This is a genomic window from Clostridium sp. AM29-11AC (genome assembly GCF_003480545.1).
In the GTDB taxonomy this organism is placed as follows: domain Bacteria; phylum Bacillota; class Clostridia; order Lachnospirales; family Lachnospiraceae; genus Otoolea; species Otoolea saccharolyticum_A.
In genome coordinates this window covers 40,110-60,026 of record NZ_QUJI01000013.1, presented here as the reverse complement: position 1 = coordinate 60,026, position 19,917 = coordinate 40,110, and the positions used below count along the sequence as shown (strand labels likewise).

24 protein-coding genes are annotated in these 19,917 nt (G+C 50.5%); 22 read left to right on the top strand and 2 right to left on the bottom strand.

Features of this window, described 5'->3' with window-relative positions; genetic code table 11:
- The first annotated feature begins 292 nt into the window (after positions 1-292).
- Both DW757_RS10710 and DW757_RS10705 read left to right on the top strand, forming a co-directional pair.
- Complete coding sequence (locus tag DW757_RS10710; RefSeq protein ID WP_118751700.1) at positions 293-1,402, top strand: N-acetylmuramoyl-L-alanine amidase family protein; 1,110 nt, start codon at positions 293-295, stop codon at positions 1,400-1,402.
- Positions 1,403-1,750: 348 nt separating this feature from the next.
- On the top strand, positions 1,751-2,824 hold the full coding sequence (locus tag DW757_RS10705; RefSeq protein WP_118751699.1) for a choline-binding protein: 1,074 nt from the start codon (positions 1,751-1,753) through the stop codon (positions 2,822-2,824).
- Positions 2,825-2,952: 128 nt separating this feature from the next.
- On the opposite strand, the gene DW757_RS10700 is transcribed toward DW757_RS10705, so the two are convergent.
- Entirely contained in the window at positions 2,953-3,453 is a 501-nt protein-coding gene (locus DW757_RS10700) for a hypothetical protein (protein WP_044930666.1), read from the bottom strand.
- Between the two features lie 359 nt (positions 3,454-3,812).
- Here DW757_RS10700 and DW757_RS10695 point away from each other — a divergent pair, with 359 nt between their 5' ends.
- The 7 genes from DW757_RS10695 (at position 3,813) to DW757_RS10665 (ending at position 10,651) form a co-directional block, all read left to right on the top strand.
- Positions 3,813-4,079, top strand: coding sequence for a hypothetical protein (locus tag DW757_RS10695; protein WP_015574021.1), 267 nt, complete (start codon positions 3,813-3,815; stop codon positions 4,077-4,079).
- Positions 4,080-4,303: 224 nt separating this feature from the next.
- Positions 4,304-4,690, top strand: coding sequence for a DUF3783 domain-containing protein (locus tag DW757_RS10690; protein ID WP_008395927.1), 387 nt, complete (start codon positions 4,304-4,306; stop codon positions 4,688-4,690).
- A complete protein-coding gene (locus tag DW757_RS10685) occupies positions 4,690-5,808 on the top strand; it encodes an aldo/keto reductase (RefSeq protein ID WP_118751698.1) in 1,119 nt (372 codons plus the stop codon). The genes DW757_RS10690 and DW757_RS10685 overlap by 1 nt, the downstream gene beginning before the upstream one ends.
- A gap of 70 nt (positions 5,809-5,878) precedes the next feature.
- On the top strand, positions 5,879-7,417 hold the full coding sequence (gene pap / locus DW757_RS10680) for a polyphosphate:AMP phosphotransferase (RefSeq protein WP_044930767.1): 1,539 nt from the start codon (positions 5,879-5,881) through the stop codon (positions 7,415-7,417).
- A 147-nt stretch (positions 7,418-7,564) separates the two neighbouring features.
- Positions 7,565-8,818 (top strand): NAD(P)/FAD-dependent oxidoreductase, encoded by a 1,254-nt coding sequence (locus DW757_RS10675; protein ID WP_118751697.1) that lies wholly within the window; start codon positions 7,565-7,567, stop codon positions 8,816-8,818.
- Positions 8,819-9,225: 407 nt separating this feature from the next.
- Positions 9,226-9,972: a metallophosphoesterase gene (locus DW757_RS10670; protein WP_118751696.1), complete on the top strand. Its 747-nt coding sequence runs from the start codon at positions 9,226-9,228 to the stop codon at positions 9,970-9,972.
- Between the two features lie 391 nt (positions 9,973-10,363).
- Positions 10,364-10,651 carry a DUF503 domain-containing protein gene (locus tag DW757_RS10665; protein WP_347559984.1) on the top strand — a complete coding sequence of 96 codons (288 nt, stop codon included), beginning with the start codon at positions 10,364-10,366 and terminating at the stop codon, positions 10,649-10,651.
- Between the two features lie 521 nt (positions 10,652-11,172).
- Here the strand turns inward: DW757_RS10665 and DW757_RS10660 are convergent.
- Positions 11,173-11,487, bottom strand: coding sequence for a transcriptional regulator (locus DW757_RS10660; protein WP_118751694.1), 315 nt, complete (start codon positions 11,485-11,487; stop codon positions 11,173-11,175).
- A gap of 168 nt (positions 11,488-11,655) precedes the next feature.
- On the opposite strand from DW757_RS10660, the gene DW757_RS10655 reads away from it, so the two are divergent.
- The 13 genes from DW757_RS10655 (at position 11,656) to DW757_RS10590 (ending at position 19,916) form a co-directional block, all read left to right on the top strand.
- Complete coding sequence (locus tag DW757_RS10655) at positions 11,656-12,186, top strand: SLOG family protein (RefSeq protein WP_243033591.1); 531 nt, start codon at positions 11,656-11,658, stop codon at positions 12,184-12,186.
- Between the two features lie 297 nt (positions 12,187-12,483).
- A complete protein-coding gene (locus tag DW757_RS10645) occupies positions 12,484-13,599 on the top strand; it encodes a hypothetical protein (RefSeq protein ID WP_118751693.1) in 1,116 nt (371 codons plus the stop codon).
- 33 nt (positions 13,600-13,632) lie between these two features.
- Entirely contained in the window at positions 13,633-14,475 is an 843-nt protein-coding gene (locus DW757_RS10640) for a DUF2262 domain-containing protein (protein ID WP_118751692.1), read from the top strand.
- Between the two features lie 31 nt (positions 14,476-14,506).
- Positions 14,507-14,785 (top strand): hypothetical protein, encoded by a 279-nt coding sequence (locus DW757_RS10635; RefSeq protein WP_087170179.1) that lies wholly within the window; start codon positions 14,507-14,509, stop codon positions 14,783-14,785.
- Positions 14,786-14,849: 64 nt separating this feature from the next.
- Positions 14,850-15,038 carry an Imm17 family immunity protein gene (locus tag DW757_RS10630; RefSeq protein WP_243033599.1) on the top strand — a complete coding sequence of 63 codons (189 nt, stop codon included), beginning with the start codon at positions 14,850-14,852 and terminating at the stop codon, positions 15,036-15,038.
- 13 nt (positions 15,039-15,051) lie between these two features.
- Complete coding sequence (locus tag DW757_RS10625) at positions 15,052-15,264, top strand: hypothetical protein (RefSeq protein WP_055270385.1); 213 nt, start codon at positions 15,052-15,054, stop codon at positions 15,262-15,264.
- Positions 15,261-15,656 (top strand): hypothetical protein, encoded by a 396-nt coding sequence (locus tag DW757_RS10620; RefSeq protein WP_118751691.1) that lies wholly within the window; start codon positions 15,261-15,263, stop codon positions 15,654-15,656. Before DW757_RS10625 ends, DW757_RS10620 begins: the two co-directional genes overlap by 4 nt.
- Positions 15,647-16,234 (top strand): hypothetical protein, encoded by a 588-nt coding sequence (locus tag DW757_RS10615; RefSeq protein WP_118751690.1) that lies wholly within the window; start codon positions 15,647-15,649, stop codon positions 16,232-16,234. Before DW757_RS10620 ends, DW757_RS10615 begins: the two co-directional genes overlap by 10 nt.
- A 16-nt stretch (positions 16,235-16,250) precedes the next feature.
- The gene (locus DW757_RS10610; RefSeq protein WP_118751689.1) at positions 16,251-17,330 is read left to right on the top strand and encodes an ankyrin repeat domain-containing protein; all 1,080 of its coding nucleotides are present in this window, start codon (positions 16,251-16,253) and stop codon (positions 17,328-17,330) included.
- A gap of 10 nt (positions 17,331-17,340) precedes the next feature.
- The gene (locus DW757_RS10605; protein ID WP_118751688.1) at positions 17,341-17,826 is read left to right on the top strand and encodes an SMI1/KNR4 family protein; all 486 of its coding nucleotides are present in this window, start codon (positions 17,341-17,343) and stop codon (positions 17,824-17,826) included.
- A gap of 11 nt (positions 17,827-17,837) precedes the next feature.
- Positions 17,838-18,458 (top strand): hypothetical protein, encoded by a 621-nt coding sequence (locus DW757_RS10600; protein ID WP_118751687.1) that lies wholly within the window; start codon positions 17,838-17,840, stop codon positions 18,456-18,458.
- A 13-nt stretch (positions 18,459-18,471) separates the two neighbouring features.
- Positions 18,472-19,062, top strand: a complete 591-nt coding sequence (locus tag DW757_RS10595; RefSeq protein ID WP_118751686.1) for a hypothetical protein — start codon at positions 18,472-18,474, stop codon at positions 19,060-19,062.
- A 14-nt stretch (positions 19,063-19,076) separates the two neighbouring features.
- Entirely contained in the window at positions 19,077-19,916 is an 840-nt protein-coding gene (locus DW757_RS10590; protein WP_118751685.1) for a DUF2262 domain-containing protein, read from the top strand.
- The last annotated feature ends 1 nt before the right edge of the window (position 19,917 follow it).

Below are 19,917 nucleotides of genomic sequence, written 5' to 3'. Positions count from 1 at the left end.
GACGGCACTCAAAGCTGCAGGGAGAAGAGATACTGTACAGGATTCTGACAGCTGTGCCTGTTTTTTCGCTGTGCTGTTCTGAGAAAATTCCTTAAAAACAGGGAAATGTCACAAAACTGTAAATAAAAAGTTAGAAATATTGTGCAGAATCCTGATATAATAACCATATCAGAGGAGGATGCCAAAAACAGGCCAAACCTCTTTGACGAAAGGTATGGGATTTGATATAATGAGTTTAGAGGAATTGAAAAACGATTCTGACAAAAGAGTAGAAGGTAAAGGAGGAGAGAAGATGAGAAAGAGCGTAAAAGGCATAGCGGCTCTCTCTGCGGCAGCCTTGCTGGCTCTGGGAATGTCGGTGACGGTGTTTGCCAAAGATGACATAGAGGACGTGTCAGGAAGGCTTGAGATTCGTTTTGACGGGGAAGAGCCAGAGGCGGGGGACAATATGGATATCCCGGGTTACACAGTGACCAATTGGCCTACAGGCGTAATAAATCGGGTTTCAGACGAATACTTTGATGACGAGGAGGACGAGTTTACAAGAGGAACCAAGCCGGTCATCTGCCTGGAATTTGAGGCAGAAAGCGGATATGATTTCGATAAGTATTCCAAGAGCAGCGTGAAGGTCAGCGGTATGCACACGAAGCTGAAGAAGATAAAAAAGGACGATGATGATACAACGCTGATTGTATACATTGAGATGAGAGAGATCTCCGGCGATCTGGAGGAGCCGGACGAGGCGGAGTGGTCCGACAAGACGGCAACCTGGAGCCAGGTGGACGATGCAAACAAGTATGAGGTAAAACTCTACAGGAACGACGGCCTTGTACAGACCGTGAGTACGACCAATGATTACTATGACTTCTATTCTTACATGACAAAGACAGGCGACTACTATTTTAAAGTCAGAGCAATCTGCACCAGCGATGACGAAAAGAGCGAGTGGGTAGAGTCAGACAATATTGATATTGATTCCAGTGAGGTTTATACTATCAGCGGCGGCTCAGGTGCCGGCTGGATCCAGGACGCAAACGGATGGTGGTACAGGAATGCGGATGGCAGCTCAGTTGTAAATGCATGGCTGTTTGTGGACAACAACTGGTTCCACTTCAACAGGAACGGCTACATGCAGACAGACTGGCAGTTCATCGACAACCGCTGGTTCTATCTGAATCCTGTTTCTGACGGAACAAGGGGAGCCATGAAGACCGGCTGGCAGCAGATTAACGGCGTATGGTACTACTTAAATCCTGTTTCCGACGGAACAAGGGGAGCTATGATGACAGGCTACCAGACCATAGACGGAAAGACCTACTATTTCGACGACAGCGGAGCCATGTGGGCAAACCGTACAGCGCCGAATGGCCGCTATCTGGATGCTTCCGGCGCTATGCAGTAAGGAACAGCACCTGTTCCAGCCGGGGGTCAGGCCGGAAATGGGACAGTAGATGGAATGGGATAAAAGGTTAAAAGGTTAAAAGGCACAGTGTGGCAAACGTGAGAGGGGCCGTTTTTCCGGAACAGAAACCGGAAAAGCGGCCTCTTTCTTCTGTTTTGATATAGACGGAAAACAAAACGTAATAAGAACAGGTGCCTGAATATAAGAATAAAAAACAGAACAAGAATTAGAATACAGAAAAAATACAACAAAATACTATATATTTAGAAATGAAAGGAGTATAATACATCTATGCCAGAATTCTGGGCACGGAAACTGACGACCGATGCAAAAAAAGGAGATGGATGTATGAAACGGGCAGTAAAAATGATGCTTGCGGCAGCCGCTTTTTCCGTCCTGCTGTCGTCTGCCGTATATGCGGGGGAGTGGAAACAGGACAATGGAGGCTGGCGGTGGCAGGAGGACGACGGAAGCTATGCGCGGGACGGCTGGCGTTGGCTGGATGGAAATGGTGATGGAACGGCGGAGTGCTATTATTTCTATTCAAATGGCTATATGGCTGAAGATACGATCGCGGAAGGCTACCGGGTAGACAAAAACGGATGCTGGGTACAGAGAGGACAGGTTCAGACACAGCCGGCAGCCGTGACATCCCAGCAGCCGGAGGGGCAGGCCGCAGGAGAACAGACGGGGGAAGATCAGATTTCTCAGGGTCAGACAGCTCCGAGCGATGGTGCCGAGCCCCAGAATGTCATGAGCCGGATTGAGGATGCTCTTACGCAGGGGATGAGCGACAGCCTGGACAGCACCATCAGGATGAATTACTCTGTATCTGCGCAGGGGATTGCCATGGACGGAACGATGGAAGGAACTCTCAAGATGAGGGGGCTCTCGGGAACAAATCCGGAATATCTGATGGATATGAATACGTCCTTCCTGGGACAGCAGGTACAGCAGAGAACCTTCTATACAGGCGGCTACTATTACATGGAAACAGGCGGTATGAAATATAAGGTGCCCATGGATATGACAGAGGCTCTTGAGCAGACACAGACAGGCTCTTTGACTGCAGATAATATGGATTATCTCAGAGATATCACCGAGGAGCGCCACGAGGACGGCTCAGTCACATACCGTTTTACCGGAGATCTGGATATGGTCAACGGCCTGACAGAAGGAATTATGGGAAATATGAATGCAGGAAGCGGCATGACAGTGAGCTTGAAGCGCTATGAGGGAGAGATTTCCCTGAACTCAGCCGGAGCCCTTACCGCAGAGAGGGCGGTGATTGACATGACCATAATTTCAGACGATACGGCAATGGACATGCACATGGATATGGACATTACAATCAATCATCCCGGACAGCCGGCAGAGTTTGAACTTCCGTCTACAGAAGGGTATGAGGAGATAGCCCTCTAACCGGGCTTGGCTTAAGCGTCACAGTAAACAGAGAAAGAGATAAATAAGTGAACAAATCAGAGATAGCGAAGAAATAGCCAAACAGCAGGCCCTGCCGGTATATACCGGCAGGGCCTGCTGCCGCCCGGTCAGCAGAATACAATCAGGCGATCAGGGGTGGTCTGGGCCGGAATACTTCTGGTGGATGCCTGGTATTCAGCCAGCACTGTTTTTCCGGAGATATTCCCGGAAAATACCTGACCATTAGGAAGAAGTACCGGAGTATTCGGATCGACTGTGAGCTGGAGTGCGTTATCTGTGCTTACGAAATTGTCATTAAACTGGCCGAGATAAAACTGACGGCCGGAGGATTTGGCCAGAAGAACGGCCTGGTAGGTAGGCGGATAGATGAGGAGGACCGGCGCGTCCCTGTCATAGAAAACAGTGAGCTGATCGCCGGGCCGGATCGTCTCATTGTCCAGCACATAGGTATCTCCGGTAAAAGTGAAAAGGACTGTTCCCTGGTAATAGGTCTGGAGAGTCAGGCTCAGGCGGCAGTCCTGTTCTGTCTGCGCCTCGGTTCCTGAACCGGATACTGCAGAGGGCTGAATCTGGGAGACAACCCCTGTCATGGAAAGATAAGAGCTCATATGCAAACCTCCGCGTTATCATAAATTTTAAGTTATGCAGCTATATAAGAATATTAGGAAGCGGGGGAAAACATGACAGAAACTGGAAACTGTTTTAAATTTTTTCGAGCCTTAGGAGGCTGGGAAATCTGCAGCAACAGGCATAAAAATATCTCATTTCTTTCATAAATCATCATACCATAGATAATGAAAAAGGGGCGTGTGGAGAGAGAAAAAGTGAGAAAATTCTGGCTTAAATTATTAAAAAATTATAAAGAATGAAAATTTTGCTATTAGTATATATTGACAGAATTTTAAAATGTGCTATAGTAAAGCTAGAGTAACAGCATGTTTCGCTTATAGAGAGAGGAGGTATGCGTATGCTGGAAAGACGGTACAGTATTTCCATGAACGGAAGAACACAGCCCCTTCCCATCTCGGCTCTGATGCAGGCCGCCAATCTATTTGGCTGCAATATCTACATAGCTGCAGGACCGGAACACTTTAATGTGAAAAACTATGACGAACTCCTGAGGGGGATCCAGCCGGTCAGAAGAATTTTGATTCTTTGCTTTGATGGAGCAGATGAGAAAGAAGCGGAAGTGAAATTCCAAAACTTATTCGGAGGTTTTTTAAAAACAGCATGAGGACGAAAGAAGGAAATGAGCGGTAGCAGCCTTGGATTTGAAAAAGTTCCAGGGCTGCTTTTTTTTGCCGGAGAGGAAGAGCTCCTGCGGTAGCAGTTGTATTTTTTTGCCGTTTTTCTTATAATAGAGATAAAGTTTGCCTGGTCTTTCGTGAGAGAACAAGTAAAGCAGTGTGAAAAGAGCAGAGCAAAAATCAGGAGAGTCAGGAGAGAAAGGAACAATCTATGAGGGAGACAGTGCTGTTATATAATTTTAAGGATGCGGAGCGTCTGATGAAAATCAGGCAGGCGCTGATGCCGTTAGGCTTCCGTCTGAAGGCAGTGGCGAAGGAGGATTACCTGAAGCCAGTTGGCTTTCTGGCCGGGTTAAAGGATATAGAGGACAACGGGATGGTCTACGAGGGAGAGGAGTTTGAGGATGAGATGCTCCTCATGGCAGGCTTTACCTCAGCCAGGATCGACACTCTGATACTGGCGCTCAGAAAGAAAGGCGCAGGCAGAATCAACTATAAGGCAGTTCTCACAGAAACAAATAAAAACTGGGATTCTGTCAGCCTTTTTAAAGAAATAAAGAGAGAACACGAATATATGACAGGGGAGGGGAAACAGTGATGAAGTACAGAAAAATGGGCAAAACGGGGGCAGAGGTGTCAGCCCTCGGCTTCGGCGCAATGCGGCTTCCGGTAAGGGAAGGAAAGGTAGACGAGGCCGAAGCTATAAAGATGATCCGCGCCGGAATTGACGGGGGGATCAATTACGTGGACACTGCTTACAGGTATCACGAGGGGGTCAGCGAAACGGTTGTGGGTATGGCCCTTCAGGACGGCTACAGGGAAAAGGTATGGCTGGCAGACAAGAGTCCGGTGTGGCTTTTGGAAAAGGAGGGGGATTTTGAGAGGATTCTGGACGAGCAGCTTGAAAAACTGAAAACCGATCACATCGACTTCTACCTTCTCCATGCTCTGAACCGCAGCCGCTTTGAAGAGAAGGTAAAAAAATTTCATCTGGTGGAGCGTATGCTGGAGGCAAAGAAAGCGGGAAAGATCCGTTTCCTTGGCTTTTCTTTCCATGATTCGCTGGATGTGTTTGAGGAGATACTTAATTATACGGATCAGTGGGATTTCTGTCAGATCCAGTACAATTACATTAACCTGGATCACCAGGCAGGAACGAAGGGACTGAAAATGGCGGCTGACAGAGGGCTCGGGGTGGTTGTCATGGAACCGTTGCTTGGAGGAAAGCTTGCAAACCTGTCGTCCCACGTGGCGGAATGTCTGCCGGAGGGAAAAACGGCGGTGGAAAGCGCATTTAGCTTTCTCTGGGATCAGCCGGAAGTCAGCCTTCTGCTGAGCGGAATGAGCACCATGGAGCAGGTACAGGAAAACCTGCGCCTTGCAGACCTGGCTGCAGTGGGAATGCTGAGCCGGGAGGACAGGGAGGCCCTTTTAAAGACCAAGGAAGTGTTTGACCGGATGGCTCTGGTAAACTGCACCGCCTGCCGCTACTGTATGCCCTGCCCCTTTGGCCTCGACATACCAAAGACCCTCGCAGCCTGGAACATGACAGCTGTAGACGAGGATGAGGCGGATAAGTTTTATGGGGAGCTGGAGGTGAAGGCGGATTCCTGCCGGGCCTGCGGACACTGTGAGAAGGAATGTCCCCAGAGAATCTCTGTCAGCCAGGTGATGAAACAAATTGCCGGATACTTCAAAGAAAAGCAGGGGGCGTAAAAGAGCCTGTCTGGCGAAAGGGATCGGAGCAGGAACGGAGCATTTCGGAGAGATGAAATGGAGGGGTTATATGCTGGAAAAAATTGATCTGGAAAAGAAGATGGACAGGGAGGAATACCGGAAGGCAAGTGAGGCCATGGGCGTGCGCCTGGGAGCTGTTCAGAGAGAACTGAAGGAGAAAAAGATTCCTGTCATTATTGTATTTGAAGGACTTGGAGCTGCCGGAAAGGGAATCCAGATTAACCGTCTGATAGCCCCTCTGGATCCCAGGGGCTTCGAGGTCTACGCAAGCCGTCAGACCGGGGAGGAGGAGCAGATGCGCCCCTTTTTGTGGCGGTTCTGGACGAAGACGCCGGAACAGGGAAGGATTGCCATTTTTGACAGAAGCTGGTATCGGAAGGTGACAGAGGAGCGGTTCGAGGAAAAGCCCGGGCAGCAGGAAATCACAAGGGCCTTTGAGGATATTCTCTCCTTCGAGGAACAGCTCTGCGACGGAGGGTTTGTGGTAATCAAGCTGTTTTTATGCATCTCCAAGGAGGAGCAGAAGAAGCGCTTTAAGAAGCTGCGGGGGAACAGGGAAACTGCGTGGAGAGTATCTGACAGCGATCTGGAAAGAAACCGCCACTACGAGGAGTACCTGCATATCAATGAGGAGATGCTGGAAAAGACGGATACAAGGCGGGCCCCCTGGACCATTATCGAGGCCACAGATAAAAATTATGCCTCTGCAAAAATTATGACTGCTGTTTTGGAACGGCTGGAGTATGAGCTTGAAAAAAGGGAAAGCAGGGACAGGCATGGAGAGGAAGCCATGGGGCCGGCGTTCAGAGACGGTTATAAAAACGGAGTGCTGTCCGGTGTGGATCTGACAAAGACCATGGATGGAGAGGAATACCGCAGGCGCCTTGATGCGGCCCAGAAACGTCTGGAATTTCTCCACAGTGAAATTTACAGGCTGAGAATCCCTGTAGTTCTGGGATTTGAGGGCTGGGATGCCGCCGGAAAGGGAGGGGCGATCAGGAGACTCACAAGCCACCTGGATCCGCGAGGCTACCGCGTAAATCCTACGGCTGCGCCGAATGATGAGGAGAGAGTTCATCATTATCTCTGGCGGTTCTGGAACCGTATGCCAAAGGCCGGCCACATTGCGATTTTTGACCGGACCTGGTACGGGCGTGTGATGGTAGAGAGGATTGAAGGCTTCTGCAGCGAGGAGGAGTGGAGCCGGGCTTACCGCGAGATTAACGAGATGGAGGCTCACATGGCAAACTTCGGAGCCGTTGTTCTGAAATTCTGGATTCACATTGATAAGGACGAGCAGGAGCGCAGGTTTAAGGAGCGGATGGAAAATCCAGACAAGCAGTGGAAAATCACAGATGAGGACTGGAGAAACCGCGCCAAGTGGGGCGAGTATGAGGAAGCAGTCAACGAGATGCTGGTGCGCACCTCCACCACATATGCGCCCTGGATTGTAGTGGAGGGAAACTCAAAGCGCTATGCAAGGATCCGGGTTTTAGAGGCAGTGGCAGATGCACTGGAAGAGAAGATCCGCGAAAAAAAGGAGGCCGGAAAACAGGAGAAGAAGGCCAGAGAGCACAAAGGAAAGTAGAAGAGACAGAAAACAGCAGAGAAAAGGGGAAGACAAGAGAGGAACGCAGGGCAGGAGAAGGCCAGAAGAAGGGGAAAACGGAAAGAAACGAAAGGAAGGCCTCTTTCGATATCTTTAGATAAAAGAGAGGCGGGAAGCAGACACAGGATGAAGCATGTAATTGTAATCGGCGGAGGAGCCGCCGGAATGATGGCAGCGGCAGCAGCGGCGCAAAACGGCTGCCGCCCTGTCATCTATGAGAAAAATGAGAAGCTCGGGAAAAAAATTTATATCACAGGCAAGGGGCGCTGCAATGTGACAAACGACTGCGATATGGAAACGCTGTTTGACAGTGTGGTGACCAACCGTCGTTTTTTGTACAGCGCTTTTTATGGATTTACGAATCAGGATATGATGGCCCTTGTGGAAGGGGCAGGCTGTCATCTGAAGACAGAGAGGGGCGGCCGGGTGTTTCCCCAGTCGGACAAGGCCTCAGATATTATCCGCGCGCTGACGAAAATCTTAAAGGATCTGGATGTGGAGATCTGCCTGAAGGAGCCGGTAAAGGAGCTTTTAATTGAGGACGGCGTCTGCCGGGGAGTCGTTTTAGAGCGCCAGAAGAAAAAAGTTTATGCTGATGCGGTGATAGTGGCCACCGGCGGCATGTCTTATCCGACAACTGGTTCTGACGGTGACGGCTACCGGTTCGCCAGGGAAGCGGGGCACGCGGTGACAGAGCTTTCGCCGGCGCTGGTTCCCTTTACCACAGAGGAGGATGTGGTGAAGGATTTGCAGGGGCTGGCTCTCAAAAATATCGGGATCTCTGTAAAGAGAGGGAAAAAGGAGATTTACCGGGATTTTGGGGAGATGCTGTTTACCCATTTCGGTGTCAGCGGCCCTGTGCTTTTAAGCGCCAGCAGCTATGCGGCAAAGGAGCTGAAAAAAGGGAACCTGACACTGACCATCGATCTGAAGCCGGCCCTCTCCGAGGAGCAGCTCGACGCCCGCATCCTCAGGGATTTTGAGGAGGCGAAGAATAAACAGTTCAAAAATTCCCTGAACCGCCTTCTGCCCTCCAAGATGATACCCGTGATCATCGAGCGAAGCGGCATTGCCCCGGAGAAGCCGGTCAACGAGATCACCAGGGAAGAGAGGAGACGCCTGACAGCCTCTGTTAAGGGCTTTACCCTGACCTTAAACGGGCTTCGGGGATTTGGCGAGGCCATTATCACCCAGGGAGGCGTCCAGGTGAAGGAGATCAATCCCTCCACCATGGAGTCGAAGAAGGTAAAGGAACTCTACTTTGCAGGGGAGGTTCTGGATCTGGACGCTGTGACGGGAGGATTTAATCTTCAGATTGCGTGGTCTACGGGACATCTGGCGGGGGAGAGTGTTGGGCAGGAGTTGTTTAACGACATTTGAATTCGAAATATAGACATTACATCCGCAATAAGCGTTCCCAAACAGAGTGATTTTTTGACATAAGAATTCGAAATACCCGGAAAAAGCCTTATTTTATGCGGGTTTCCGAAAATGAATTTTTGACATAAGAATTCGAAACAAGATTCAGGATTTTTGACATTTGAAATCGAAATATACGGTTTTTATGGCAGTGACATTGCAAATCGAAATAAGCGGGAAAATACGGGCGGTTTTTTTGACATTTATCTGAAACAGATTTGAGGAAAGCTGCCGGTCGGTTCTATAGAAATTTTCGTGGGACCGGCCGGCTTTTTATATGGGTATTTAGATGTCAGTAATTAAACTGCTGATTCAATACAAATGTGGATTCGAGAGGTATAATAAGAAGAAAAGATAAAGGAGACACCATGTCTATTTACATTACGGGGGACTGCCACGGGGATTACCGCCGGTTCAGCACGGAGATATTCCCGGAGCAATATACAATGGGAAAGAGCGACTACGTAATCGTCTGCGGCGATTTTGGTTATTGGTCGGAAGATAGGGAGCAGCTGTGGTGGCGGAAATGGCTGGACAAAAAGCCGTTCACCACGCTCTGGGTAGATGGAAATCATGAAAACTATGATTTGTTGGCGGTCTGCCCGGTAAAAGAATGGAATGGCGGGAGAGTACAATATGTCGCGCCGTCCATCATCCATCTGATGCGGGGACAGGTTTATGACATAGACGGATGCCGGATCTTTACCTTCGGAGGGGCACAGAGCCATGATATCCAGGGAGGCATCCTGGAGCCGGATGACCCGGAATTCAAGCTGAAGAAAAAGCAGCTGGACAGAGGGGATATGCCGTATCGGATTAACCATGTAAGCTGGTGGAAGGAAGAACTGCCTTCTGACGAAGAATGTGCGGAAGGCCTGCGGAATATCGAGAAATGTGGCGGTGAGGTAGATTACGTGGTGACGCACTGTGCTCCTACGAAGGTGCAGGAGATGATTGGCAGGAAGATGTTTAAACCCGACCGGCTGACGGATTATCTGCAGGATGTGGACGAGAAACTTAAATATAAAAAATGGTTTTTCGGCCACTATCATGACAACTGTAATGTAAGCGAGAAGCATATCTTGCTGTATGAACAGATTGTACGGATATGGTAATTTAGGTGACAATAATCAAATTGCTAATTCAATATTGGAATTAAATCAAGGAGACACTTAAGAGGATTAAATATAGCAAAGATTCAGCGACGGATTGTCAGAACTATTTCGACGGAAGAGGCACTGAAGAATGTGGTCCCATTCCAATATGGCGAAGATATGCTGGCAGGACGGAGTAAGATAATATTGACGGTGGAGCCTGATTGGAGAAGAGATAGGGTATGACAGACTGAATTGTTTTGGGGAGCTCAGAGAGGAACTGGAAAAGAGAAAGAACAGAAAATTTCCATATAGGGATAAAGTTAAGAAAACTCCTAATTATGCAGTACATCAGAAACCAAAGAACGGATAGGAAGTCAGAGCCGGTCTGGAGTCATATATAAGAAAGGAAATGAATTTGAAAGTTGCGGTGATGGAACTCAGGCTTTACGCGCCATGGGTTCATTCATTAAAGGAAAAGAGAATGGTGGTAAAAAGCCTATTGGGAAAAATAAGAAGTCGATATGCCGTGTCGGCAGCCGAAACGGAAGAACAGGACATTCATCAGACAATTGTGATCGGCGTGGCGGCCATAGTGGCTCATGCCGCTCAAGCGGACGGCCTGATGGATGACATCCTGGCTCTTGTGGAGAACAGCACGGAGGCGGAGATTGTCTCTGTAGAGCGGGAGATTAGATAGAAAGAATAAATATGTGGATAAACAGGTAAGAATCCTCTGGGAGGCATTGGTCTTTCGGAGGATTTTTTCTGTGATGAGATTCAAATTTAGGGAATTTTAAGTCAAACAAAATAAATTTTATTGTCTGCCCCATAAACTGTAAATTCCCCACATAATTGAAATAGCAGTATGGGAGGAGAAAGGTTATACTATAATAGCATTGTATGTACGGACTGCGGTTCTCCCGGTGCTTAGTTAGTTTCTGTCGGATAACCGATTCCATACAAAGGGGGGCCTTTATGGAAGCAAACGAAACACGCAAACACGCTCGCATACGCACAAAAGCAAACTTCCGGTGACATTTGATATTTGAATTTCTGAACACTGCTGAGGATACAAGGGGAGCTGCCAAAAAGCGTTCGCAGAACGCACAGCCGCAGAATGAAATTCTGCGTTCAAAGGGGGCTTGGGGGATACCCTCAACAAGCAGCGCAAGGGAGCCGTGGCTATCCCTGGGCATTGCTTGCCACATTATGCTCCCTTTAGCTCTCCGAGTTCAAACGACCAATCAATCCAATCAACATTATCAGATCGTCGTCAGACAGTTTCCTCATTCCATCAAGAGCCTTCTTGATGAGTTGAGGGTTGTTTTCCTGTGCATCAAAAAATTGAAATGGGGTGATCTCCATATATTCGCAGATGTTGAGAAACTGCTTCATAAACGGCAATGCACGGCCAGAAGAAATGGCTTGAACATAGTTTTTGTTTTGGCCCAAATCCATGCTCATCTGGTATTCCGACACACCCTTTTTCAAACGCAATTCTGTAATCCGATTGCGAATAAACTCCTCATCCATACAAATCACCTCTCTGCTACGTTTAGGATAGCAGAAAGCGAATGTTGATATTCCACATTGTATATGGTATAATTTTGATTAAATATGCTTTTTGTCAATATTATTTGCACGATTTTTGCTTTGTATATGTAATCACGGCCAAAACGGGGAGGGATTTTATGAATCCGCGTGCTTGCGCCATTACAGATCATCGTCCAACAAGATTTTGCTTCGGTTATAACGAAAATCATCCGCTGTGCAAAAAAAATAAAAGAGTGCCTTTTTGAGCAGTTTCAAATGCTCCACAGCAGAGAAAATGTTCAAACATTTTTTGTGGGCGGCGCTCTTGGTGTAGATATGTGGGCCGGTGAGCAGCTGCTGGTGCTGAAAGAAAAATCCGGGTATGAGAACATTGAAATTATTGTTGCGATTCCCTTCGTTGGCCATGACTCTAAATGGCCAGAGCAAAGTCAAAAAAGGCTGAAAAGTCTGATTCAAAAAGCGACAAACTGCATTGTAGTTTCTCAGGAAGCAAGCACCGCCAGTTATAAAAAACGCAACTACTATATGGTGGATCATGCTGATTTTCTTGTGGGGGTATTTGACAATGCAAAACAGATGCGATCTGGTACAGCTCAGACTGTAAACTATGCTCTCCGCCAAGGAAAACAAATCATCTTGATTCACCCTGACACTGCCGATACTGCATATCTCAGATGAATAACAAATTCACAAAAAGTTAATCGGCAGAACTTACAAAACATTTCCAATGACAAGCGCCTTATGATATAATAAAATATAAGATTATGCCTATAAAGGAGGTGCCACTATGGGCAGAGTCCTTGGACAACCACCAACTGTTCTTAGATATGAAAAAACCATTTTAGCTGTCGAAGAAACCACATCAGCTGGTAGATGTGGCTCCTCTCTTGCGGCCTTTTTATGTCCTGCGTTCGTCTGCCCTTGTGGCAGTGCGGCGCAGGGCATTTTTTTATCTTCTGAAAGGGGTCAAAGAATATGAGTTTGAAATATACCTGCCCCAGCTGTGGGACACCTTTAGGCTATGAGGGATTGTGCTGGAAATGCAAGTGCGAGCAGGAGCGAAATGCTGCGCTGGCCTGGACGCCGGAACAAATTGCTGAAAAGCAAAGAAACCTGATCCAGAACATTCAGCGGCTGGCGGATATGGAGGACCCGGAGATCACCGACTTCTGGCAACTGCTTGGCTACCATGATGCCATCACCCCGGAAATCCAGCGGGCGGCACTGGCCGCAGAGGTGTTCTGGCCCTGTGAGCTCTACTACCACGCGCCAGAGGATGTGCGGGACTCTTTAGTTGCTGCCCTGCTAAAAGCAGAATACTCTCGGAATGCCGCCGACCTGATGAGTTGCCTTTCTATGCAGGGAGATGACAAGGCAATGGAGACTCTGCTGGAGCTGGAGCGAAATCCCCGGCCCTGGCGCAAGGGCCTCTATGTAGACCCATCCAGCTATGCGCAGATCGGAGGCTGGACCTTCGACAAGGAGGGCCAGAAAATCCAGCTCAACTTCGACACCTGTTATCCTGTGGTCAAGGGAACCGCTGGCGAGAAATCTCCCGTCCGCATTGGCCGAGCACGGGAGGACACCTGCCCTCACTGCGGCGGGCGTATGGTGGATATGTTGGTGCTGGATGGCCGGGATGAGCGTCTGAAATTTCTGGGGTTGGATGGTATTCTGACTGCCACCTGCTGCCCCAGCTGTGTGGGATTTTTGAAAGGTCCAGCCTTTAACAGTTTTACCCTGGATGGCGGCGTGGAAGTCTTTCCCTCCGAGCTCTTTGACGGGGCGGAGAAGACGGATTGCTATGTCAGTCCCGAGGACTACAAGGTCCTCACGGAAAATTCCTTTGTGCTGGGAGAAGCGCCGGTGCCTCTGTTTTACGGAGCGGCCTGCCAGGATGTGAACACCATCGGCGGCTTTGGCAACTGGGTGCAGGATGCAGAATATGCCATTTGTCCCCACTGTGGGAAGCCTATGAAGTATCTGGCACAGATCCAGTGGGATACGGTGTTTGACTGTGCGGAGGGGACGCTCTATGTGGAGTTCTGCCCAGACTGCCAGATTGTATCCATGCAGCATCAGCAGACCTGAAAATCGTCTGAACTGTGCTTACGGGAGGCCACCATGAAAAAAAGAAAAATCAAAGACTTTGTTGCCCTGTACGCCCCAGAAGATGAGGAAAAGCTGGTACTGATCCAGAGCGGCATCAGTGCAGATAAAACCTTTCTGGATACCTTTTGGACAGCCCATACCCATGCTCTTGCCATGGCGGCTGTCCAGACCGGGCAGGTAATCTCTGGCCGCTGCTACCTGAGCTGGCCGCTTACGGATAATGAACGAGAAAACGGAGACTATTCCAAGCTGTTTTCCAAGGGCCAGATCTACCGAATCAAAGCTCGTGCCTGGAAAGGCGACGCCCTCAGTGAACCCCAGTGGTATGTCACGGAAGTGTTGGAGGAAGGTGTGTCCTGTCCGGCGCTGGAGGAGATCTGGGCGGAATACACAAAGCCCATTCTTCTGAAAGACGAAGTGCTGGGAACCCTCACGCTGGATCGTGAGATGAGCATATTCGAGGGGACCTGTAAGTGGATGGGAAAAGAAGTCCGGATCTCGTTGGATGTGGAGATTGAAAAGAAAGCGTCCTGGACCCGTGTCACCAATGTGATGAAGAAACTGGTGGCAGACCAGGAAACCTGGGATAAGTCCCTGCGAGCGATGGCTGCCCAGAAGCTCATCGCTCAGGCCAACGAGTGGCTGGCGGACAATAACCAGACCGCCCGGGACCCGAAACAAGACCCCATCACCGAGGATGAGTTTGCCCGGCGCATCCTCCTCACCGAGTTTACAGTATCTCCCGGCGGCCGTTTTACCGCCTGGTACGAGGATGACGATATGTTCTGGGGCCATGTGATCACTGTGGATGGAACGCTGAAAAAAGGCCCCGTTGACGCTGAGATACAGGGCTGACTACAACCGTTTATGGGAGGAGGTGCCCATTATGTGCGAGCACTGCCGTAACATTCAAACATGGAGAAAATTTGATGCCCCCAAGGACTACCTGGCTTGTATTGCCTATATCCAGCAGTTGGTGGAACAAGGTGAATTTGAACTGATTGCAGAGGAATCCACCTGTCCGCTGGAGAAGGTAAAGACTGAGGATGGGTGGGCAGACGAAATTATGGCTCACATGATTCGATGCAAGCACTGCGGTCAGATCTTCACCTGTGTAGTCAACACCTGGCGAGGCAGCGGACACTTCAAAAAAGGCAAAGGATGACTGGAAGGAGGAAACCTAAATGAACAGCGAGCAGATCACGGCTTTTTTACAGGAGCATTAGTATATTGCCTCAGTGATCATTGGGGTCGTGATTTTGATTGGAGCAATCCGCAACTGGAATTGGCTCTGCGACCCTACCGGCAAACCGGATTCTCACCGCTATGGACGCGGCTCCCGGCGGGTGATCTTCTTCCTGCTGGGTGTCCTTCTAATCGTGGTGAGCATCTGGGGATTTATGCTGAAATTGCAATAAAAGGAGCGATCCCATGACCCAAGAAGAACAGATCCGCCTCTATCGGCTGATGGAAAAGCTCAACTGGTTTTTCCACCAAGAGATGCACTACCTGGATCGGGAAACGGCGGAAAAGACCGCACGAGAGTGTTACCCGGAGATTCGGGATTTTACATACGATATTTTATGGAATGACCTGCCCAAAGAGGTCCAGGAGCAGCTCATGGACGAGGAGGAATCCCTATGAGTACGCTGATTTGCTCTTTTGATGGTCTGCACGACAACAGAGTCCTGCGCTACTACGCTGACTTTGAAGCCCACATCCTGCACATGGATACCCAGACCGAGGCCGGAGAGAAAGTATCCGTTCACTTTACTGGCTTGCTGGCCCACTGGTTTGAAAATGTGGTCCAGGACAACATCCTCTTCGGCATGGATGAGATCCGCGTGGACGCTTTTTTTGAACAGTACAAAGACCTGCTGGGCGGGACCATCTCTTACGGCTTTCCCGCCTGTTGCAGCATCGAGGAACTGCGGGAGCGCATGGATCGGGAGCACATCCGGGTATTTGTCATTGATTCTTCCCTTGGGCTGTGTGGATTTGTATTGGCTCAGGAGGTGGAACTGCAATGTCTATAACTGCCTATAAAGTGGAAGCCGTCGGTCATGACCGAACCGGCGAAGACTATGGCTATGTAAATATCATGTACCGCTATGGCAACAAGCAGTCCTGTCCTCGGCCAGATCAATGTGAAAAGATAGAGGTCATGTGGGCGGATGAGAGCGTCTACGGGCCGCCTGCTCCTGGCAGCAAGGTGGGCGACTTTATAAAGACATGGCTGATGGGCTCCTGGGACTGCGGAGTATTTACCCACCGGGAGATTGCCCAGCGGCTCATGGATACCTTCACCGGTCTGAAGCTCAAGGAGCTGGCGTGGTTTGAGAACCCCAGAGAAAAGACGCTGAAAAACGGCAAACCGCGTGCGCGTCGGGCCAAGTGGCTGCCGGAGCGAGAGGTCGATCTGGTGTATCTCTACTCCGACTACTATATTGACGCAAGAGAACCTACTTCTGCCCAAACCGACTTCTTCACCGTTACGAGGATGGACGCTTGGGGCGTGAGCACCTGGTTCATGTGTACCCCAGAGGCCGCCGGGAAACTGATCGCCATGGATTACGACAATCTGTCTATAAAGGAAACTACTATTGTAGGATAGAGAAAGTAGGTGCCTTATGTACCAAATTGCATATATTGGCCGCTGGGAGACCCTCCCGGAAACGGCTGCCGCCATCTGTGACCACGACACTCCCAAGCTGGAGACGCTGCTCCAAGGCGGTCTGGATTTAGATGTTCCCATCCAGCTCAGCGAATACATCAAGCTGATGCCATTGGAGATCGCGGTTTTTCGGAACGATGTGCCCATGATTCACTTCCTGCTGGAGCATGGAGCTGATCCCAGTCTGGCAGAGGAACAGCCCCTGCTGCTCACCGCCGCCCGCTGTTGTGGGCCGGAGGTGGTGGCGCTCTTTGCTGGGCAGGCCGCAAAACTCAGCCCGAAGCAGAAAGAGCGGGCCTTCCAGGAAGTGCGCTGGGGTCAGCGAGCGGAGAATATCCAGGTGCTGGAGCAAGCCGGGATCACAGTGGACAAGTTTGGCGGCGAGGCATTCCGGGCCGCTGTGTCCGAGGGCAACACCAAACTTGCCCGACTGCTTCTGGAAAAAGGGGCAGATATCAATTACCACAAGCCGGACATGGTGTTTCCGAACGCCTCCACCGCTGTCACCGAAGCTGTCCGACACAAAAATCTCCCCATGGTGCGCTGGCTCATTGAGCAAGGAGCCGACATCACCATTGCGGACAAATACGGTGACCGGCCTTACACCGTGGCGGTGCAGAACAAGAATCAGGAGCTGGCCGACTATCTGAAGGCGCTGGAACCGGAGGAATGGCACAACGAGCAGGAAAAGATCCGGCAGCTCATGCCCTACAAGCTGCCCGCCAAGCTGGTGAAATACTTGAAGACCGGCCCCCTGCGGCTGGAGTTCCCGGATCAGGAATGGGTGAAGTGGGCGGAACTCTACTCCTTCATGGATGTGCAGGAGATGACCTGGAAACGGAAGAAGCTGCTCTCCCTGATGGTGCAGATGGACAACTACAGCGACTATCTGCTGCTGTGGAGCCCCAGGGACAAGAAGCTGTGGTATCTGGACATCGAGCATGAGGAATTCCACCCTCTGGCCAAATGGGATGACTTCATCGCAGATCCCGGACGGTATCTGAACGGGATGATCGAGGGGGAGTTTGAGGAATGAGGATAAGTTGATGAATGCATTACTTGAAAGCCTGACCAAAGTTCTGACCGAACAGGGTTGGAAAGTCGAGATGCAGGAAAATAATCAAATCCCAGCGGAGATCATCCAGCGTTATGATTTACTTCCAGCGGATTATATCTATTTCCTCCGAAACATGAAAGCCTGTGTCAACAGTGCAGAAACCGTGTGGATGCTTTGTCCGGATGACTTTGCCCCACAGGGAGAAGGCGGATTTGCCTGGAACGAGTTTGAAAAAATGAGTTTGGATGCCGCCGAAGGAGACAACAGCTGGACAGCGGAAATCAAATCTTTCTGGAACGAACATCTGCCTATCTGCTTGTCACTGAAAGATGGATATTCCTACTATGCACTCTGCCTGAAAGATGGAACCATTGTCACCGGAGAAGAACCGGAGTTTGAAGAAACAACGGAGGTTGCCCCTTCTTTTCGAGATTTTCTGCAAATGCTCTGCAATGGCGAGTTGGATTTGGAATAAGGAGTAAGGCCATGACATCCATAGACTTTCTGAACAAGGTACATAAAAGCCTGGACTCGCAGGAATATAACCTCTCTTATTCTCCGGCCAAGTCCAAGAATTATATGCTGTACTGCAACGGCAACTTCATCGGTGGCCTGTTCGATGAGGAGCTGTGCTTCGTCTACACTGACAGTGTGAGTGAACTGCTGGGGCAGCCGGAGCCGGTCTATCGCGGCTACTCCAGCGCCGCCCAGCACAGGATGCTGGTGATCCCGGAGGAGCACTGGACGCAGGCGCTGAAACTGCTCTATGCCGAGAAATTCGACTGGAGCCGTTTGGTGTACGACATCACCTACACCAGCATTGGTACGGCTGTGATGGAGGACTTCTACGACGAGAATGTGGTGTTCCTGCGCTTCTGCTTTGAAAAGGAATTGCTGAAAAAGAACCCGCTGGACCGGCGGGGCCGGATCATTCGGATGGTCTATCTCAACCAGGACTTGACAGAGGCGGGCAAAGTTCTGTTCCCCAGACTGCTGCAAAAGTTCCTTGTTTTTACAGACCGCGGCGGGAAAACCAGTCTGGAATCCATGCTGAAACGGTGGTACACCGCGCTGGAGAAGGAATACCGCAGTCAGACGGCGGGATAAGGAGGGCGGCAATATGACAGAAGAAAACAGAACCTACATCACCCATCTCAAGGTCGCTGATGTCCCGTGGCACCGGCTCACCACCGCCTATGGCCGGGGGACGGATTTTCCCGCACACCTGACAGTGCTGGAACAGATGCGTGATTTGGCGTCCGTCAAAGAGTCCCTCTACGAGCTCACCACCAACATGGAGCACCAGAGCACCCTGTGGCACGCCACCCCCTTTGGTATGGTGTTCCTGAGCCGAATTCTGGAGAAGGCCCTCGCAGACAGCGGGCAGAACCCCGCAGCCCATTTCCTGGCCGGGGAGCTGCTGGACTTCTTCTCCTGCATCCTCCAGTGCTTCCACGACGGGGACGAGATGGAGCACGCCGAGGCGCTGCCGCTGTTCTCCGATCTGCTGAAGGAAGAATACCTGTGGTCGGAGGAATACGACGAGGAAGAAGATGAGATGCGCTACGAGGAGGACGAGGTTTTCCCCGATGACCTGTTCTACAGCTTCTATTACTACTCTTGGCAGGCGGTGCTGGCCTATAGAGGCGCACTGGAGCAAGTCCCGGCGGAGTTTTCCAAGCCTGCTGCCGCGGTGCTGGAACTGCTGTAAAGGAGGCTACACCGATGTTTGAAGAATTCTATGAGATGTACGAGCCCGAGGAGCAGGAAGTGGTGGCTCTGATCAATCGCTGCATTGGGGGCGGATTTAACTGGAAAGGCAACTTTTGGGAAATGACCGTTGTGACGCTGGGTATCGTGTTCTGTAACACCGGCAAGGTCAGCACCAAAGAGGAGCGGCTGGATTGGCCGGTCAGCGATGAGGAGCGTAACAGCGAAAAGGGCTGGGGACGCTTTGGCAAGGAGCAGATCTGCCGCCTGAAGATCCGCCGGATGAAAGAAGAATTGGCAAAGGATCTGGTGGTGCGTCCCTGGTGTATCTCCGAGATAGTTAATGCCCATGAGGACTGCCCGGAACTTCAGACCGTTCTGGACGAGTACCACAAGCCGGTGGTGATCCAGGACGAGGTGCTGGGTGAGCTGAAGCTGGACAAGGACTATGATACCTTCGAGGGCGAGATCCAGTGGTGCGGAAAGAATATGAGCCTTTCTCTGGAGGTCAATGCCGAGAGCAAGCCCTCCTGGACCCGCGCCCGCAGCGCCGCCAAGAAGCTGCTGGCCGGCTGTGAAACCTGGGACAAGGCCATGCGGGAGCTTGCAGCCAAGAACCTGACCGAGCTGGCCAACAACTGGCTCTCCCAAGATGAAAAAGATCCCCGTGACCCGGAAACAGACCCCATCACAGAGGAAGAACTGGCCCGGCGGATCAGCATGACGAGCCTTTCCGTCACCTCCGGCGGCAGCTTCACCGCCTGGTTTGACTGCGACGAGATGTTCACCGACCATGCGGTGACGGTCTACGGCTCCTTGAAAAAGGGCCTCAAAACTGCCCACATTGAGGGGTAAG

Coding starts and splice junctions, on each gene's coding strand:
- DW757_RS10705 (WP_118751699.1), top strand. CDS start 1,751: ATGAAACGGGCAGTAAAAATGATGCTTGCGGCAGCCGCTTTTTCCGTC.
- DW757_RS10615 (WP_118751690.1), top strand. CDS start 15,647: ATGTCTATAACTGCCTATAAAGTGGAAGCCGTCGGTCATGACCGAACC.
- DW757_RS10605 (WP_118751688.1), top strand. CDS start 17,341: ATGAATGCATTACTTGAAAGCCTGACCAAAGTTCTGACCGAACAGGGT.
- DW757_RS10690 (WP_008395927.1), top strand. CDS start 4,304: ATGAGGGAGACAGTGCTGTTATATAATTTTAAGGATGCGGAGCGTCTG.
- DW757_RS10660 (WP_118751694.1), bottom strand. CDS start 11,487: ATGGATGAGGAGTTTATTCGCAATCGGATTACAGAATTGCGTTTGAAA.
- DW757_RS10600 (WP_118751687.1), top strand. CDS start 17,838: ATGACATCCATAGACTTTCTGAACAAGGTACATAAAAGCCTGGACTCG.
- DW757_RS10685 (WP_118751698.1), top strand. CDS start 4,690: ATGAAGTACAGAAAAATGGGCAAAACGGGGGCAGAGGTGTCAGCCCTC.
- DW757_RS10635 (WP_087170179.1), top strand. CDS start 14,507: ATGTGCGAGCACTGCCGTAACATTCAAACATGGAGAAAATTTGATGCC.
- DW757_RS10620 (WP_118751691.1), top strand. CDS start 15,261: ATGAGTACGCTGATTTGCTCTTTTGATGGTCTGCACGACAACAGAGTC.
- DW757_RS10675 (WP_118751697.1), top strand. CDS start 7,565: ATGAAGCATGTAATTGTAATCGGCGGAGGAGCCGCCGGAATGATGGCA.
- DW757_RS10670 (WP_118751696.1), top strand. CDS start 9,226: ATGTCTATTTACATTACGGGGGACTGCCACGGGGATTACCGCCGGTTC.
- DW757_RS10665 (WP_347559984.1), top strand. CDS start 10,364: ATGAATTTGAAAGTTGCGGTGATGGAACTCAGGCTTTACGCGCCATGG.
- DW757_RS10645 (WP_118751693.1), top strand. CDS start 12,484: ATGAGTTTGAAATATACCTGCCCCAGCTGTGGGACACCTTTAGGCTAT.
- DW757_RS10710 (WP_118751700.1), top strand. CDS start 293: ATGAGAAAGAGCGTAAAAGGCATAGCGGCTCTCTCTGCGGCAGCCTTG.
- DW757_RS10590 (WP_118751685.1), top strand. CDS start 19,077: ATGTTTGAAGAATTCTATGAGATGTACGAGCCCGAGGAGCAGGAAGTG.
- DW757_RS10695 (WP_015574021.1), top strand. CDS start 3,813: ATGCTGGAAAGACGGTACAGTATTTCCATGAACGGAAGAACACAGCCC.
- DW757_RS10595 (WP_118751686.1), top strand. CDS start 18,472: ATGACAGAAGAAAACAGAACCTACATCACCCATCTCAAGGTCGCTGAT.
- pap (WP_044930767.1), top strand. CDS start 5,879: ATGCTGGAAAAAATTGATCTGGAAAAGAAGATGGACAGGGAGGAATAC.
- DW757_RS10625 (WP_055270385.1), top strand. CDS start 15,052: ATGACCCAAGAAGAACAGATCCGCCTCTATCGGCTGATGGAAAAGCTC.
- DW757_RS10640 (WP_118751692.1), top strand. CDS start 13,633: ATGAAAAAAAGAAAAATCAAAGACTTTGTTGCCCTGTACGCCCCAGAA.
- DW757_RS10700 (WP_044930666.1), bottom strand. CDS start 3,453: ATGAGCTCTTATCTTTCCATGACAGGGGTTGTCTCCCAGATTCAGCCC.
- DW757_RS10610 (WP_118751689.1), top strand. CDS start 16,251: ATGTACCAAATTGCATATATTGGCCGCTGGGAGACCCTCCCGGAAACG.